Origin of the sequence: Oceanospirillum sp., from assembly GCF_048265165.1 — a bacterium.
In the GTDB taxonomy this organism is placed as follows: Bacteria; Pseudomonadota; Gammaproteobacteria; order Pseudomonadales; family Halomonadaceae; genus Oceanospirillum.
Genome location: NZ_JBLXCD010000002.1, coordinates 166319 through 180884 on the forward strand (window position 1 = coordinate 166319; position 14566 = coordinate 180884).

At 48.6% G+C, this 14566-nt stretch carries 15 protein-coding genes; 5 read left to right on the forward strand and 10 right to left on the reverse strand.

The features are described 5' to 3' along the window. The first annotated feature begins 162 nt into the window (after nucleotides 1–162). Nucleotides 163–1806: an acyl CoA:acetate/3-ketoacid CoA transferase gene (locus ACN0R8_RS04340; RefSeq protein WP_417595441.1), complete on the forward strand. Its 1644-nt coding sequence runs from the start codon at nucleotides 163–165 to the stop codon at nucleotides 1804–1806. Nucleotides 1807–1890: 84 nt separating this feature from the next. Here the strand turns inward: ACN0R8_RS04340 and ACN0R8_RS04345 are convergent, their stop codons facing one another. After that, a complete protein-coding gene (locus ACN0R8_RS04345; protein ID WP_417595443.1) occupies nucleotides 1891–2193 on the reverse strand; it encodes a hypothetical protein in 303 nt (100 codons plus the stop codon). Nucleotides 2194–2447: 254 nt separating this feature from the next. Here ACN0R8_RS04345 and ACN0R8_RS04350 point away from each other — a divergent pair, with 254 nt between their 5' ends. The 3 genes from ACN0R8_RS04350 (at nucleotide 2448) to ACN0R8_RS04360 (ending at nucleotide 5618) form a co-directional block, all read left to right on the forward strand. Further along, complete coding sequence (locus tag ACN0R8_RS04350; RefSeq protein ID WP_417595445.1) at nucleotides 2448–3014, forward strand: sigma-70 family RNA polymerase sigma factor; 567 nt, start codon at nucleotides 2448–2450, stop codon at nucleotides 3012–3014. Further along, nucleotides 2993–3721, forward strand: a complete 729-nt coding sequence (locus tag ACN0R8_RS04355) for an anti-sigma factor domain-containing protein (protein WP_417595447.1) — start codon at nucleotides 2993–2995, stop codon at nucleotides 3719–3721. The genes ACN0R8_RS04350 and ACN0R8_RS04355 overlap by 22 nt, the downstream gene beginning before the upstream one ends. A gap of 268 nt (nucleotides 3722–3989) precedes the next feature. Beyond that, nucleotides 3990–5618 (forward strand): methyl-accepting chemotaxis protein, encoded by a 1629-nt coding sequence (locus tag ACN0R8_RS04360; RefSeq protein ID WP_417595449.1) that lies wholly within the window; start codon nucleotides 3990–3992, stop codon nucleotides 5616–5618. Between the two features lie 120 nt (nucleotides 5619–5738). Here ACN0R8_RS04360 and ACN0R8_RS04365 read toward each other — a convergent pair whose 3' ends face one another. From ACN0R8_RS04365 to ACN0R8_RS04380, 4 genes are all read right to left on the reverse strand, one after another. Continuing rightward, nucleotides 5739–6476, reverse strand: coding sequence for an ABC transporter permease (locus tag ACN0R8_RS04365; protein WP_417595451.1), 738 nt, complete (start codon nucleotides 6474–6476; stop codon nucleotides 5739–5741). Continuing rightward, nucleotides 6473–7165: an ABC transporter permease gene (locus ACN0R8_RS04370; RefSeq protein WP_417595453.1), complete on the reverse strand. Its 693-nt coding sequence runs from the start codon at nucleotides 7163–7165 to the stop codon at nucleotides 6473–6475. Before ACN0R8_RS04370 ends, ACN0R8_RS04365 begins: the two co-directional genes overlap by 4 nt. 83 nt (nucleotides 7166–7248) lie before the next feature. Continuing rightward, complete coding sequence (locus ACN0R8_RS04375; RefSeq protein ID WP_417595455.1) at nucleotides 7249–7998, reverse strand: ABC transporter substrate-binding protein; 750 nt, start codon at nucleotides 7996–7998, stop codon at nucleotides 7249–7251. 115 nt (nucleotides 7999–8113) lie between these two features. Next, entirely contained in the window at nucleotides 8114–8887 is a 774-nt protein-coding gene (locus ACN0R8_RS04380; RefSeq protein WP_417595457.1) for an ABC transporter ATP-binding protein, read from the reverse strand. A gap of 507 nt (nucleotides 8888–9394) precedes the next feature. Between ACN0R8_RS04380 and ACN0R8_RS04385 the strand changes: the two genes are divergently transcribed. Then, nucleotides 9395–10153 carry an HPP family protein gene (locus ACN0R8_RS04385; RefSeq protein WP_417595459.1) on the forward strand — a complete coding sequence of 253 codons (759 nt, stop codon included), beginning with the start codon at nucleotides 9395–9397 and terminating at the stop codon, nucleotides 10151–10153. A gap of 205 nt (nucleotides 10154–10358) precedes the next feature. On the opposite strand, the gene ACN0R8_RS04390 is transcribed toward ACN0R8_RS04385, so the two are convergent. The 5 genes from ACN0R8_RS04390 to ACN0R8_RS04410 all read right to left on the reverse strand — a co-directional run bounded on the left by ACN0R8_RS04390 (nucleotide 10359) and on the right by ACN0R8_RS04410 (nucleotide 14499). Beyond that, a complete protein-coding gene (locus ACN0R8_RS04390) occupies nucleotides 10359–11288 on the reverse strand; it encodes a ProQ/FINO family protein (protein WP_417595461.1) in 930 nt (309 codons plus the stop codon). Between the two features lie 55 nt (nucleotides 11289–11343). Next, complete coding sequence (locus ACN0R8_RS04395) at nucleotides 11344–11868, reverse strand: dihydrofolate reductase (RefSeq protein ID WP_417595463.1); 525 nt, start codon at nucleotides 11866–11868, stop codon at nucleotides 11344–11346. A gap of 59 nt (nucleotides 11869–11927) precedes the next feature. Continuing rightward, nucleotides 11928–12779, reverse strand: coding sequence for a thymidylate synthase (locus ACN0R8_RS04400; protein WP_417595465.1), 852 nt, complete (start codon nucleotides 12777–12779; stop codon nucleotides 11928–11930). Nucleotides 12780–12885: 106 nt separating this feature from the next. Then, entirely contained in the window at nucleotides 12886–13680 is a 795-nt protein-coding gene (gene lgt, locus ACN0R8_RS04405) for a prolipoprotein diacylglyceryl transferase (protein ID WP_417595467.1), read from the reverse strand. A gap of 30 nt (nucleotides 13681–13710) precedes the next feature. Then, entirely contained in the window at nucleotides 13711–14499 is a 789-nt protein-coding gene (locus tag ACN0R8_RS04410; RefSeq protein WP_417595469.1) for a sulfite exporter TauE/SafE family protein, read from the reverse strand. Nucleotides 14500–14566 lie beyond the last annotated feature (67 nt).

Here is a 14566-nt window from a genome sequence, read left to right on the forward strand (position 1 = left end):
AGCCTGGACATTTATCTCACAAAGAAAACCACCACAAACCTTTAACCTATTGTTTTATAAACAGTTAACTAAACTGGCCCAAACCTTGTACTAACTCTCTCCAATATGGCTCCAAAGCAGCCTGCAATTTCTGAAAATAAAAATAATCTGAGAGTTCTGACAATGGACAAGTTAATCAGCGCTGAACAGGCGGCTAACCTCATCGATGACAATGCCACACTTTCCACCGGTGGTTTTATCGGAATCGGTTTTGCCGAGACTCTGGCTAAAGCAATCGAGAAACGTTTTCTGGCAACGGGCCATCCCAGTAACCTCTCACTGGTTTACGCTGCAGGTCAGGGAGATGCCCAAACCCGGGGACTGAATCACTTTGCCCATAAAGGCCTCATAAAAAAAGTATTAGGTGGCCACTGGGGGCTCGCTCCGGGACTTGGCCGCATGGCGATGGATAATGAAATCGCCGCTTACAACCTGCCCCAGGGCGTTATCTGTCACCTATATCGAGATATCGCCGCCGGAAAGCCCGGCACCCTGACCCGTGTTGGCCTGCACACCTTTGTTGATCCCCGTCAGGATGGCGGCAAGGTAAATCAGGTCAGTGAAGAAGATCACGTTCAACTGATGCCGATTAATGGCGAGGATTACCTGTTCTACAAAAGCTTTCCGCTGGATGTGGCCCTGCTTCGCGGCACCACCGCAGACGCAGAAGGCAATATATCTATGGAACGGGAAGCCCTGCCTCTTGACGGACTGGCTATCGCCCAGGCTGTCCGTAACAGTGGCGGCAAAGTTTTTGTCCAGGTTGAACGCCTGACAGAGCGACATCAACTGACTCCAGACCGGGTACGTATTCCAGCAAGCCTTGTAGATTACGTTATTGTCGCACCAGCTGAAGATCACCCTCAGACCTTTGCAGAGCACTATAACCCTGCTTACACCGGCGAGACTCATGCTCATAAAGGCGATACCAGCCCTACCAATCTTGATGCCCGTAAGGTAATCGGGCGACGGGCTCTGCTGGAGCTGAAAAAAGGCGGTGTGATCAACCTGGGCATCGGTATGCCGGAGATGGTGTCGCAGGTTGCGGCTGAAGAAGGCCTGCTGAACAGCTTTACCCTCAGCGTGGAACCTGGCGGAATTGGTGGCCAACCTGCCAGTGGGCTAAGCTTTGGCGCTGTCACCAATGCCACATCCGTTATCGATCAACCGGCTCAGTTTGACTTCTACGATGGCGGCGGACTGGACCAGGCTTTTCTGGGGCTGGCAGAAACCTGTCCGCAAGGGCATGTGAATGTTAGTCGCTTCGGGCCGAAGCTTGCTGGGGCCGGCGGCTTCATCAATATCACCCAAAATACGCAGCAGATTTTCTTTCTGGGAACCTTCACTTCCGGCAAACAGGAACAGACCTTCGAAGGAGAGTCACTGCAGATTCTGAGTAACGGCAAACAAAAGAAATTCTGCCGGGCCGTTCAACAGATCACATTTAATGGCGAATATGCCATCCAAAAAGGGCAGGAAATTACTTTCATTACCGAACGAGCCGTATTCCGCCTGACGGAAAACGGTCTTTTACTGGAAGAAATTGCACCCGGTGTCGATCTTGAGCAAGATATTCTGGCCCAAATGGACTTCACACCGGAAATTGCAGAAAATCTGACCGAAATGGATCATAGACTGTTCAGAAAAGGGCCAATGAATATCCGCCACCCCGGAAGTGTTCCGGTAAAGCAGCTACGCTCCATGCTTAAGAAGGCTTCCCATCAGGCTGCTTTTTCAACCCCCGAAGCATCGGCCCTGGCTATTTAGACTGATTTTAACCAGATCACAAAAAAACAGACAGCAAACCACTCGGGGTTCGCTGTCTGATTTTTTTAATGCCTAAGGTCAGAATCAGTGATGCGTATCGCCGGCTACGGGCTGGCCTGTCATCAGTTTGGTGACATACTCTGCACGGCTGCTGCTATTAACCGTACGCTCCTTCTCATTACACCAGGCAATCAACTCTTCAACATCTACCGGGACCTTCACAACATCAATTCCCTTGGCTGAAAACGTTTCTATCATCTCCTCGGTCTTTCTCACCCAATCATGCCAGTCATTTTCCAGCATATCGGCATCATCGGTAACCTCCAGAAAACGCTGCCATTGATCTTCTTTAATCCAACAAATACCCGCCTGATGCTGTATCGCCATAATCCTGTCCTGTTATGCGCAAGGTAACTGAAACGCGCCCTGCAGCACAAAGATGCCGCAGATCATAAACGCAAAATGAATATCAGACCCTAACACAGTTTAATCCGTGATTTCAGTGACCTTGTCCAGTCTTTCTGCACAGAGCGCTACATCAGAGCGCGATCCAGCACAGCAACCCGATACCTTGCCTTAATCGCTGTTTTGGCATTATCACTTTTTGAGGCACAATAGCAGGACATGATAAGAGAGCCATTATGAAATCAGAGACTCTGGAACCAACCCATCTGAAAGAATTGCTCACTCGCTGCCAGCAACAAGACCCCAAAGCACTGAAGTCGTTATATAAAGCAACGTCTTCGCATCTGTTTGCGGTTTTGCTGCGTATCTTACGTAATGAGAGCTACGCGGAAGATTGTCTGCAGCAAGTGTTCCTGAAAATCTGGAATAACGCAGGGCAGTACAACCCCGACATTGCTCGTCCAATGACTTGGATGAATACGATCGCCCGTAATCAGGCCCTGGACTGGCTGCGCCGTTATAAAAATGATCAGCTGAACGACAGCGATGATGTATTGCTGCAGCAGGCTGATCCGGCCAAGCAAACAGATTCACTGGCTCAGCAATGGCAAAATTCAGACAAGGTGCATCACTGCCTTAAAGAGCTGAAAGATGCCCAGCGTCAATGTATCGAGCTGGCTTATTTTGAAGGCCATAGTCATCAGGAATTGTCCGAACGGTTAGACCAACCGCTGGGCACTGTAAAAACCTGGATTCGTCGCGGTCTTGAGAGGTTGAAATCATGTCTGACCCCCATCATATAACCGAGCCTTATGACCTGACTCTGCCAGAGCAACGTCATCTTGCTGCCGGGGAATATGTACTCAATACCTTATCCCCAAAAGAGAAAGCCTCTTTTGAAGCTCTGATGGCCTTCAGCCCGGACCTGCAGGCTGATGTGCAGCAGTGGCGGGAGCAGCTGCAAATCCTGGACACCAGTTTAAAACCCGTTCAGCCGCCAGCAAATTTGTGGAAAAAGATAGAACAGCAGATTAAACCATCTAAGAAAGGCTTCAGCCTGAAAGTCTGGCAGCTATCTGCCATGGTTTCCTTCTCATTTTCCCTAGCGCTAGCAACGGTTCTTTTAATTAAACCGCCGATGATGAATGCAGACACAGCGGATCATCTCTATGTCGTCAACTCCCCGGAACAAAAGCCGGCATGGCTGGTAAACACCAGCATGGATCGCAGTCATCTTATGGTGCAGACCGTCAAGCCTGCTTCTTTACCAGATGGCAAAGTATGCAAGCTCTGGCTTAAAGTTGGTGACCAATATGCCATGGTCGGTGTTTTGCCCCATTCAGGCCTGAGTAAGCTGAATGTCCCTCAGTGGATGCAAAACCAGCTGGTCAACGCCCAGGTTATTGTCAGTGTCGATCCGATGGATAGTGATAACAATCCGGACGAAATGGGGCCGGTTGTCGATAAAGGCGGCTTTATGCCACTGGAAGGGTCCTTACGAAGATTCTGACAGCTCTGAGCGACTATAAAAAAACCTATGATAAACGGTGCCGATAGCACCGTTTTTTTGTTATTCAGGACCTGTTTTTCTATAACACTAAAAACTGCCTCAGAGCAATTTTCTAACACTACACCTACCTGTTGAAACATGCAATGTAACAGAAAGTTTAAGGGTTCATTGCTAAAATGAGTAATTAACATCATAAGCCCAAATGCTTGCATACAGCATAGGGCCGACAACAATTGTACCCACCTAAGTTTAGCCCAAAGGGAGTGTTATGAACCTTCAGGAATTCACAGTAAAGGCCCGCCTTTACTTTCTTATCGGACTGGCAGTGATGGCAATGGCCATCCTTGAGTTTATGTCCCTGCATAACCAGCGTGATGCATTGTTTGATCATTCCAATCAAAAAATTAAAGCACTGGTGGAATCAGCCCACACTTTGGTTGAAGGTTATGCCAATCTGGCAAAAACAGGTGTAATGACAGAAGCAGAAGCCCAAGCAGCAGCTAAGCGTTCTGTGGAAAGCATGGAATATGCTGACGGTGAGTACTTTTTTATTCTTGATTACAGCACAGTCGTTGTTGCCCACGGCGTGGATACCGACATTATTGGCCGGAACCTTTCTAATGTAAAAACAGAGGATGGTCAGTTTGTGTTCAAGGATATCGCCAACCTAGGTCGACAGGGGAAAACTGACGGATACTTCTCCTACCGTTGGCCCAAACCAGGTTTCGATGAACCTAAAATGAAAACGACCTATGTCAAAACACTACCTGAGTGGCAATGGGTTATTGCAAGTGGCGACTATACCTATCAAATCGAAGATGAGTTTGTAAAAGGCGTAATCCATGCCTTCATTCAGTTAGCTGTAATCCTTATTGCTATGGTCGCGGCAGCCGTTGCTATCAGCCGCTCTATCATCACGCCTCTGCAGCAGGTTAGCCAAGCGATGGATCAGGTGGCCCGGGGTGATTTAAGAGTACGGGTTAACATGAAAGGCAAAGATGAGTTGAGCCGTATGTCTCAATCCGTTGATCATACCTTACAAACCTTCCAGGATCTGATATTCCTGCTAACCAGTTCTGCAAATCAGCTGCAGGGTGCTGCAGAAGAGCTGGCTGCAACAGCAGAGCAAACCAGCACGGGTATTCGCCGCCAGTCTGAAGAGACCGATCTGCTCTCAACCGCCATGAATGAGATGTCAGCCACCGTTCAGGAAGTCGCACACAATGCCAGTGCCAGTGCTCAGGCGACGAATGCAGCGGATGAAGAAGCGGATGAAGGTAACCATGAGGTTGAAGATACGGTTAATAAAATCACCCGCCTAAGCCATGAGGTTGAAGAAGCCTCCAGCGTAATCCGTGCTCTGGAAAGCGATACTGAAGAGATTGGTACTGTACTGGAAGTTATTCAGGGTATCTCCGAACAAACTAACCTATTGGCCCTTAATGCAGCCATTGAAGCTGCTCGTGCCGGTGAAACGGGTCGCGGCTTTGCCGTTGTTGCCGACGAAGTGCGTCAGCTTGCCCAACGTACCCAAGACTCCACCAAGGAGATCCGGGATATGAATGACCGCTTGCGCAGCGGTGCCCGCAACGCTGTGGAAGTTATGGAACGCAGTCGTAAATGGGCGGAAGAGTCTGTTACCGCAGCAACCCACGCTGGCGAAGAGTTGAAGATGATTGTGCAACAGATGGAAACGGTTCGTGATATGACGGCTCAGGTTGCTACTGCGACTGAAGAACAGAGCGCTGTAGCAGAAGAGATGAACCGTAACCTGGTGAATATTGTGAACGTCTCCGCTGAGGCCGCTACGGGCTCAGACATGGTTGCTGCCAGCAGTGAGGAGCTTTCACAATTAGCGGTTCAGTTACAGCAGAACATCGCCAAGTTCAAATGCTAATCGACCTGGTCTTCAGGTAACCTGAAGGCCCGCCTGAATAACAAAGCCCCGCTACAGAGCACTATCCAGTGCGATAAAGCGGGGCTTTTATCTCTTACGTCAGATCTTACAAATCAGCAATCAGTCTTTGATCAATAGCTGAGAATCCAGACCTTTAGGCTTTTCGTTTGGCCAATGCTGATGCCGGTTAAAATAACGCTCCAGCAGACGGAATATAAATATAATCAAAGCACTGATCATCAGGTACATAACACCGGCCGCCAGGAAGATCTCCATAGGTGTATAGGTTCGGGCAATGATGGTGCGAGCCATACCAGTTAGGTCTAACAAAGTAATAGTGGATGCAAGAGCACTCCCCTTCAGCATCAGAATCACTTCGTTACCGTAAGACGGCATCATAATGCCAAAAGCCCGGGGCAGAGTAATACGACGCAACATCTTGGGATAGCTCATACCCAACGCTTTGGCGGCCTCAATCTCCCCTCTTGGAATAGACTGAATCGCACCGCGCAACAGCTCCGCGATATAAGCAGCAGTATGCAAGCCAAACGTGATAACAGCACACCAGTAAGGTTCACGCAGAATAGGCCATAGAGAGGATTCTTTGACCCATTCAAACTGAGAAGCACCGTAGTACACCAGGAAGATCTGGATCAGAAGCGGCGTTCCCCGAAAGAAAAAGATATAAGCATACGGCAAGGCACGTACCCAGATATTGCCGGATACACGCAGTAGCGCCAAAGGAACGGCCAACAAAACACCAATTAAACCGGAGAAAAACACCAGCTCCAGCGTTAGCAGTGCACCATCCATCAGTTTTGGCAAATTCTGCCAGATAACCGTCCAGTCCCAATTCATGAGCGAGCCCCCTGATAACCACGATTAGCGAAGCGTTCCAGATAATACAGACCCGCCATTGAGATAGACGTCAGTAAAAGATAAACGCAGGCAGCAGCCAGATAAAAGGTAAACGGCTCTTTGGTATAACCTACCGCCACAGCGGCCTGGCGCATAAGCTCATTCAATCCAATAACGGAGACCAGAGCAGTGTCTTTCAGCAATACCAAAAAGAGGTTTCCCAAACCCGGTAAGGCGATTCGCCACACCTGAGGAAGAGTCACTCGAATAAAAGTCTGATACTGGGTCATACCCAGAGCAACTGCAGCTTCCTTTTGCCCTTTAGGGATCTCCTGCAAGGCACTACGAAAAACTTCTGTGGCATAGGCACCAAAAGCGATACTCAGCGCCGTTACCCCGGCAACAAAAGGACTAAGCTCAATATACTCGTCATAACCAAATTGACTGGCAACAGCCATCAACACGACTGACGAACCAAAGAAAATGGTCAGAACCAGCAGTAACTCAGGCATACCCCGGACAAAAAGGGTGTAACCATTACCGATTGCTCTGAGTGTTTTAGAAGAGGACACCTTGGCGGATGCACCCAACAAACCAAAAACCAGGCCAACCGCCAGACTGCACAATGCCAGTTGCAGCGTAACCCAGGCACCGCTGATAAGCAGATGACCAAAACCTTGCAGATCCATAGGAGATACCGATGACGTAAGAGGTAGGTTGAAAAAATAATGGCCGCATGGCGGCCATTACAGATCAGACGAGAGACCCGGTCTTAGTAGATAGAGAACGGGAAATACTTCGCATTGATACGGTCATATGTGCCGTTTTCTACAATCTCTTTAAGGGCTTTGTTCATTTTCTGACGCAGCTTGTCATTTTTACGAACAGCGATACCGATTTTGTCATCAATATCAATCTTCTCGCCTTTGAACTCAAATGCCTGACCTTCATCGGAGCGCAACCAGTCATAGGCTGGCAGCTGATCAGAAACAATAGCGTCCAGGCGACCAGAAGACAGATCCAGATAAGCATTGTCCTGGGTGTCGTACAGTTTAACGCTTACTTTATCTCCCAGGTTATCTTCCAGGTACTGGCCTGCAATTGTAGCTCGCTGAGCACCAATGGCTTTCCCTGATACGCTCTCCGGAGAAAAACTACCCTTCTTAGGAGCCACAAAAATCAGGCTATTGGAGTAGTAAGGGTCAGTAAAATCAACCACACGGCTACGCTCAGGAGTGATCGACATACTGGCAATAATCGCATCATACTTACGCGCCATCAGACCTGGGATAATGCCATCCCAGTCCTGAGCAACGATAGTGCAATCCGCTTTCATTTGCTCGCACAGAGCATTTGCAATATCAACGTCAAAACCTTTCAGCTCACCGGATTCATCGATGAAGTTAAAGGGCGCATAAGCACCTTCGGTAGCAATACGGACTTTATCCGCAGCCATAGAGAAGGGAGCAGCCAGGGTCGCCGCAACAAGGGCCACACCGGCCAATGCATGTTTTAGATTCATTGTGGATTCCTCTTGGGATTTATTTTAATTATGACTGGATACCTGCCCGGCTGTTAACCAAAGCAACAGGCACCCTTTTTAACGCCATGGTAAGGCACCATAAGCAGATAAAAACTTACAGATGGCTACTCAGAAACTCCCGACAACGGTCGGAGTCAGGGTTGCCAAATACTTTATCCGGCGGCCCTATTTCTTCAACCTGTCCCTTATGCAGAAACACAATCTGGGAAGACACATCCCGGGCAAAGCGCATCTCGTGGGTTACAATCAACATGGTTCGGCCTTCAGCAGCCAAATCACGCATCACAGCTAAAACCTCATTGACCAGTTCAGGGTCAAGTGCTGACGTCGGCTCATCAAACAACAGAACCTGCGGATCCATCGCCAATGTTCGGGCAATTGCAATTCGCTGCTGCTGTCCACCGGAAAGCTGGCTGGGGTAGTTGTGACGTTTATCAAACAGCCCTACTTTTTTTAACAAATCTTCAGCACGGGCGATCGCTTCATCTTTAGTGCGCTTTAATACATGTATAGGCGCTTCGATAATATTTTCCAGTACAGTGCGATGGGGCCAGAGGTTAAAATTCTGAAAAACAAAACCAATCTCTGAGCGCATACGTTCCAGCTGCTTCTGATCCGCGGCTTCAAGCTCGCTGTCTTTGTTTTTCTTAAGTTTAAGAGATTCTCCGGCTACAGTGATTGTACCGGATGACGGGGACTCCAACAGATTAATACAGCGCAGAAAAGTACTTTTTCCTGACCCACTGGAACCCAGAATAGAAATGACGTCACCGTCACGGGCTTGCAGGGAAATACCTTTTAAAACTTCTAAGGAGCCATAACTTTTATGGAGATCTCTGATTTCCAGAGCAACAGGCGCGTCGGACATGGGGTGCGCTTCCTGGTAACAAATGAATTGTGGATGTTTTTTTTAATTTTTGTTCGGCGTATTAGACCAAGGTGTCATTTTTAAAGCAATCGTATGAAATTTTCCAGTCAATTTTCCTGACAGGTCCGCTGAGTGAAAGCTAAATATCGTAACTTCCCGAAAAAAGACAGGATAACCTTACTAAATTAAAGCAATTGTTCACAAACTCGACAATCATAAATCATCCGTAAATCATAGTTTACACGCTATCATAATCTTACCCAGAAGTAGAAAGCAGCACAGTACTTTTTCGATAAAATGACTGAGCGCCCGCAAATGCCTCCCTGACCCACACGCTTCATACCCCATCAGCAGTTTATGATAGGGATCATTTTGTTTTCTTTGCAGTCAAAGCTGTTAACAGATGTAAACCTATTGCTTCTTTGGCCGATAGAAGGGTAGTAGGTTAAGGGCGTTACGTCAGAACAGGCCGCCAATATCAGCCTGTGTCAGGTTTAGGAGAGAACTATGGTATTTGCAGTTTATGAACAAGGGATGCGTATCCACACACCGCGGAAAACACTTCTCGGCCGCCGGGGAATTGATGCACTCCAGGAAACGCAAAATACCCGGCGCCTGGCGGATACCGACAGTGATTCAAGTCATCTGGAGCGGATGGCTGAGCGTTCTTTTGAGCAAATTCAGAATGCCGCGGTAAAACGTCGCCTTGAGGATCTTCCGGAGCAGGAAGAGCAAAACCCAGAGCAGGCGCAACAGGACAAATCAGATAGTCCGGTCGATATCTCTAAAAAAGCACTCAAAGCATACTCCTCTACGGAGCAAAGCCATACCCATGGTGAGCGTCCTGCCGTCAGCGCCGCGATGATTATGTCAACGCCTATTGTCTCTGCTGAATTCGATCAGAATCTGCAGCAGGGCTGGAGTATGATGCAGCAACATAAAGTACAGCACCTTCTTTTACTTAACCGAAAAGGCGCCTTAATGGGGCTGGTATCTGATAAAGATATTCTGAAGGTCACGTCCGGTGTCGGTGATATTGAACTTGAAGGGCGCACCGCATCTGAAGTCATGCTTGGGGATCTTATTAGCCGCAAGCTACTGACAGTAAGCCCTGAAGCCAGTTTATTGGATATTGCTCATGCCATGCTGGAACAGCATGTCTCAGCTATGCCAGTTGTCACAGATAATGATGAGCTTAAAGGTATCATTACAAGAACAGACCTGTTGCAGGCGATGATCAATGGTCAATTGGAAACATGGTACTAAATCAGAAGTATAATACTGACTCTTAGCAGGCATTTTTCCGGTAGGGTCGGCGGAATCAGAAACACCGGTAAATCCGGGTAAATTTGTGGCTTATTGTGCAAAAACAGATGTCACAGGTCGCATCAGTGAAAAAAAACCCTCAATATCGGACATCAGATCATTGAGGGTTATGGATCTAACAAGTGTTGTTAAACGTCAACTCAGGCTATTTTTTAGTCAAGAGCTGGGACAGCTTACTGTTAAGTCGTTTTTTCTCTTCTTTTATCCGAACTGATTTCTCTTTCTGCAAACGCTGTTGGCGGATGCCTTCCAACTGCTCTTTCGCATGGCCCGCTTCTTCTTCCGTCACAAAACCGGCATTATTTCCCGATAGATCCATCCGTACAGCGCCAGTTTTCAGTACGCGTAGATAGCGCGGACTTCTGACATACCCTGCCAATGCTCGCCGAATCCAGTGATCAGGAAGAGCCTCATGCTCTGCCAGGTCCTCATGAATGCCGATTTTAAGCGGCTGAATAGTCACCGTAGAAAAAGCCTTCGGATAACGCTCACTCCAATGTGCCAGAATAGCTTTAGCATCAAATTTTTCCATAACAGGCCCATGTGGTGTCTCATCCTGGTCTGCAGTTTTCTCCGACAGCCAGTCAGTAGGATCAAGAGTCTCACGAATTAACGCACGAACAGCATCAGAGCTTTCCAGCAAAGATCCATCCAGCAGATTTTTCAGGCGTTGCTGCAGACCGCCCAACTCCTGGCTAAGGGAGAGGTAATCTATTTTTAAGGCGTCAAGTTCCGATACCAGACGCTCATTATCTGCTTCCAGTTCAGAAACACGCTCCGAGCCTTCATCCGCATCCTGTTCTACTGATGCCAGCCCCTCTGTCGCAGCCACATCAGCCCGAAGAGCCGTTCCCTGAGCAACATTCAGTTCTGCTTTGGTATTCTCAAGAGTACGCTCCAGGTAGTTACAGTGCTCCTGTAAGCTCTGGTTTCTAACCTTAAGCTCATTGCAGTGCCGATTTAACTCTGTCATTCTTTTATGATGACTTCTCAGAGCCTGAAAACTATTATCCGCACGCTCATTCAGTTCATTGAACAGGTGATCTAATGTATTGGCTGATGAATCACTTGGCATGGGCAGCACCCTATCCTTCATAATCTACGGCGATCTTACCGGCAGTTACGCCATGTTACCCTGCTGGCTGATAAATATAAAAGCCATAATCATACTCACCAGTGCCTTCTTTCTTGCACTCTTCGCAGGAGACTTCCTGCCACTGGCTTTCATCATACTCGGGGAAGAAAGCATCTCCCTCAACGTCTGCATGTACCTTGGTAATATAGAGTTTATTGGCATACGGCAGCGCCTGCTTATAGATCTCGGCACCACCCATAACAACAATCTCTTCACCACCATCAATCAGGCACTGCTGATCTGCACGCTCCAGAGCGTCCTCCAGTGAATGCACCACCACACAACCACTTGCAGTGAAACCAGTATCACGGGTCACAATAATATTAGTACGCCCCGGCAGCGGGCGCCCTATCGATTCGTGGGTTTTGCGTCCCATAATCACAGGCTTCGCCCAAGTACACTGTTTAAAGAATTGCAGATCCTTTGGCAAATACCAGGGCAGCTTATTATCAACACCGATAACACGGTTTTCAGCCATCGCCCAGATCAGGGCAACCGGGGCATCCAGTTCTAAAGACATAACTTGATCTCACTCACGCACAGGCCGGTCAGAACGCAGAGTCACGGACCGGCAAAGAATTAAACCGAAAATGGGTACTGAATCGCTTCATGGTACTGATAACCCGCCACATCAAAGTCATCCAGAGTAACCCAAGTTTCCAGATCTTCTAGGCTCTTAATTTCAGGATTAATGTTCAACTGTGGTGATGGGAAGGGCTCACGCTTTAACTGAACATCACGCATCAGTTCCAGCTGGTCTTCATAAATATGGGCGTTAACAATTTTATGGTATGCCTTGCCTGGCTTGTGGCCGGTGATCTGCGCCATTAGCGCCAGCAGGGTAAATACCTGCACCTGATTAAAGTTCAGACCTAACGGAACATCACAGCTGCGCTGGGTACTATTCAGATACAGCTTGCCACCCAGTAGTGAGAAATGATGGCTGTACATGCAGGGCCGCAGACAACCCATCTCGAACTCGCCGGGATTATAAAAGTTCAGAATCTCGCCCCGGTCATCCAGTCCACGGCTCAGATCATCCACAATCTTTTTCAGCTGATCCAGATAAGTGCCATCGGGTTTCGCCCAACTCCGGCCCTGCACACCATACACGCGGCCCATATCGTCCTCTCCTTTACGGTGAGGGTTGTTCAGCCAGCTGGGGTTTTCATTGGCATTCGCATTCCAGGTGTTGCAGCCGATAGCACGGAACTCTGCAGCACTACTGTAACCCCTCAGGTAACCCAAAAGCTCAGCAATAGCGGCTTTCCAAAAACTTTTTCGGGTGGTAATCAGCGGGAACTGATTATTTTCCACATCATATTCAAGGTCGGCATTGATAACCGTCAGACAGCGCTTACCGGTGCGTTCATTATCAACCCAGATACCTTCTTCAACAATTCGACGGCTGAGATCAAGATACTGCTGCATGCTGGTTCCAAAAATTCAGAAATAAGGCGCAATATAGTACGTTACTACGCCCTTTTTTTCGCCCCTGATGCAGTGAAAATCTGTAAAGCCGTATCAGACGACCCGCTCACCCTTTAGTCTGATCAAAGCATGCCTGCTTTCTACCCCAGACGATCAACGCTAGGCCAGCCAGAATCATCGGCAACGACAGTAGCTGTCCCATTGTAAGCCAGTCAAAAGCCACAAAACCGAGATGAGCATCCGGCTGACGGACAAACTCCATCATAAAGCGGAAGATACCGTAACAGGTGAGAAAAGCGCCGGACAATACACCTCTGGCAGGCCGTTTACGATCCAAAAGGTTCAGAATGACAAACAGAGCAACCCCTTCCAGCGCAAACTGGTAAAGCTGGGAGGGGTGGCGGGCCAGGTTATCCACATGGGGAAACACCATACCCCATGGCAGATCTGTTGGGCGGCCCCAAAGCTCACCGCCAATAAAGTTGCCCACCCGACCGGCTCCAAGGCCAATGGGCACCAGCGGGGCGATAAAGTCAGTAACAGTCAGCATATTGGCCTGCATGCGACGGGCAAAAATAATCATCGCAACAATCACACCCAAAAGACCGCCGTGGAAGGACATGCCACCTTCCCAGACCTGAAACAACCAGAGCGGATCGGCCAGAAAGCGGTCAAAATTATAGAAAAAGACATAGCCAAACCGACCACCGAGTACCACCCCCATCGCACCGTAGAAGATCAGATCACCGACATCATCACGGCTCCACCCCAGACGGTGGGCACGCTGCTTAGCCAACCACCAAGCTCCGGCAAAGCCAATCAGGTACATCAGGCCGTACCAGTGAATTTTCAGGGGGCCTATCGCCACCAGTACAGGGTCAATCTGTGGGTATTGCAGCATGAATAAACCTTAACGTCAGCTTTGAATAAGCTAGCTCAGTAAAAAGCGGATACCGATCAGCAACAGCATTACCGCAAAGATGCGCTTCAGAGTATCAGAAGGCAGGCTATGGGCCAGTTTTGCGCCGACTTTAGCAAAGATAACACTGGTGGAAACAATCCCAATAAATGCAGGCCAGTACACATAGCCCGTTGCATACTCCGGTAACAGAGGATGCCCCCAGCCTTCTTCGATATTTGCCAGAGCACCCACAATTGCAATGGGTAAACCCACCGCAGCAGAAGTTGCGACGGCGGTCTGCATCTTAACATTACACCAGCTCAAAAAAGGCACTGTCAAAGAGCCTCCGCCAATACCAAAAATAGCGGAAGCCCAGCCAATAAAACCGCCAGTCCCTATAAGACCGGGCCTTCCGGGAATGGTTCGCCCAGGTTTAGGTTTCAGGCCAAATCCCATCTGCACAGCAATTAAAAGCGCAAAAATACCAATCACTTTCTGCAGTAATTCACCACTCATCATACCGGCGGTTTTAACTCCCAATACCGTACCAAAAACGATACCAATAGCGATCCCGGTGAACCAGTCCCAACGCACAGCACCTCTCCCGTGATGCGCTTTGATAGAACTGACAGACGTCACGACAATTGTCGCCAGAGAGGTACCCACTGCGAGATGAGTCAGCACTTCAGGGGAGATCCCCTGAGCAGAAAAACTGAAAACCAGCACCGGCACAATGACCAAGCCGCCACCTATGCCAAAAAGTCCTGCCAACGTTCCGGCAACCCCCCCTAAAGCGACATACATTAAAAGCGTTACCATAAAATGAGCTCACTCCAGAAAAAAAGACAGCGGGTATCTGTCCCGCTGCAAACATTATACATTTATT

What these genes read in the sequence shown, in the direction of transcription:
- ACN0R8_RS04380 (WP_417595457.1), bottom strand. Translation starts at nt 8,887, where the DNA reads ATGTCCGACGCGCCTGTTGCTCTGGAAATCAGAGATCTCCATAAAAGT.
- lgt (WP_417595467.1), bottom strand. Translation starts at nt 13,680, where the DNA reads ATGCTGCAATACCCACAGATTGACCCTGTACTGGTGGCGATAGGCCCC.
- ACN0R8_RS04385 (WP_417595459.1), top strand. Translation starts at nt 9,395, where the DNA reads ATGGTATTTGCAGTTTATGAACAAGGGATGCGTATCCACACACCGCGG.
- ACN0R8_RS04345 (WP_417595443.1), bottom strand. Translation starts at nt 2,193, where the DNA reads ATGGCGATACAGCATCAGGCGGGTATTTGTTGGATTAAAGAAGATCAA.
- ACN0R8_RS04360 (WP_417595449.1), top strand. Translation starts at nt 3,990, where the DNA reads ATGAACCTTCAGGAATTCACAGTAAAGGCCCGCCTTTACTTTCTTATC.
- ACN0R8_RS04340 (WP_417595441.1), top strand. Translation starts at nt 163, where the DNA reads ATGGACAAGTTAATCAGCGCTGAACAGGCGGCTAACCTCATCGATGAC.
- ACN0R8_RS04370 (WP_417595453.1), bottom strand. Translation starts at nt 7,165, where the DNA reads ATGGATCTGCAAGGTTTTGGTCATCTGCTTATCAGCGGTGCCTGGGTT.
- ACN0R8_RS04410 (WP_417595469.1), bottom strand. Translation starts at nt 14,499, where the DNA reads ATGGTAACGCTTTTAATGTATGTCGCTTTAGGGGGGGTTGCCGGAACG.
- ACN0R8_RS04390 (WP_417595461.1), bottom strand. Translation starts at nt 11,288, where the DNA reads ATGCCAAGTGATTCATCAGCCAATACATTAGATCACCTGTTCAATGAA.
- ACN0R8_RS04365 (WP_417595451.1), bottom strand. Translation starts at nt 6,476, where the DNA reads ATGAATTGGGACTGGACGGTTATCTGGCAGAATTTGCCAAAACTGATG.
- ACN0R8_RS04375 (WP_417595455.1), bottom strand. Translation starts at nt 7,998, where the DNA reads ATGAATCTAAAACATGCATTGGCCGGTGTGGCCCTTGTTGCGGCGACC.
- ACN0R8_RS04395 (WP_417595463.1), bottom strand. Translation starts at nt 11,868, where the DNA reads ATGTCTTTAGAACTGGATGCCCCGGTTGCCCTGATCTGGGCGATGGCT.
- ACN0R8_RS04350 (WP_417595445.1), top strand. Translation starts at nt 2,448, where the DNA reads ATGAAATCAGAGACTCTGGAACCAACCCATCTGAAAGAATTGCTCACT.
- ACN0R8_RS04355 (WP_417595447.1), top strand. Translation starts at nt 2,993, where the DNA reads ATGTCTGACCCCCATCATATAACCGAGCCTTATGACCTGACTCTGCCA.
- ACN0R8_RS04400 (WP_417595465.1), bottom strand. Translation starts at nt 12,779, where the DNA reads ATGCAGCAGTATCTTGATCTCAGCCGTCGAATTGTTGAAGAAGGTATC.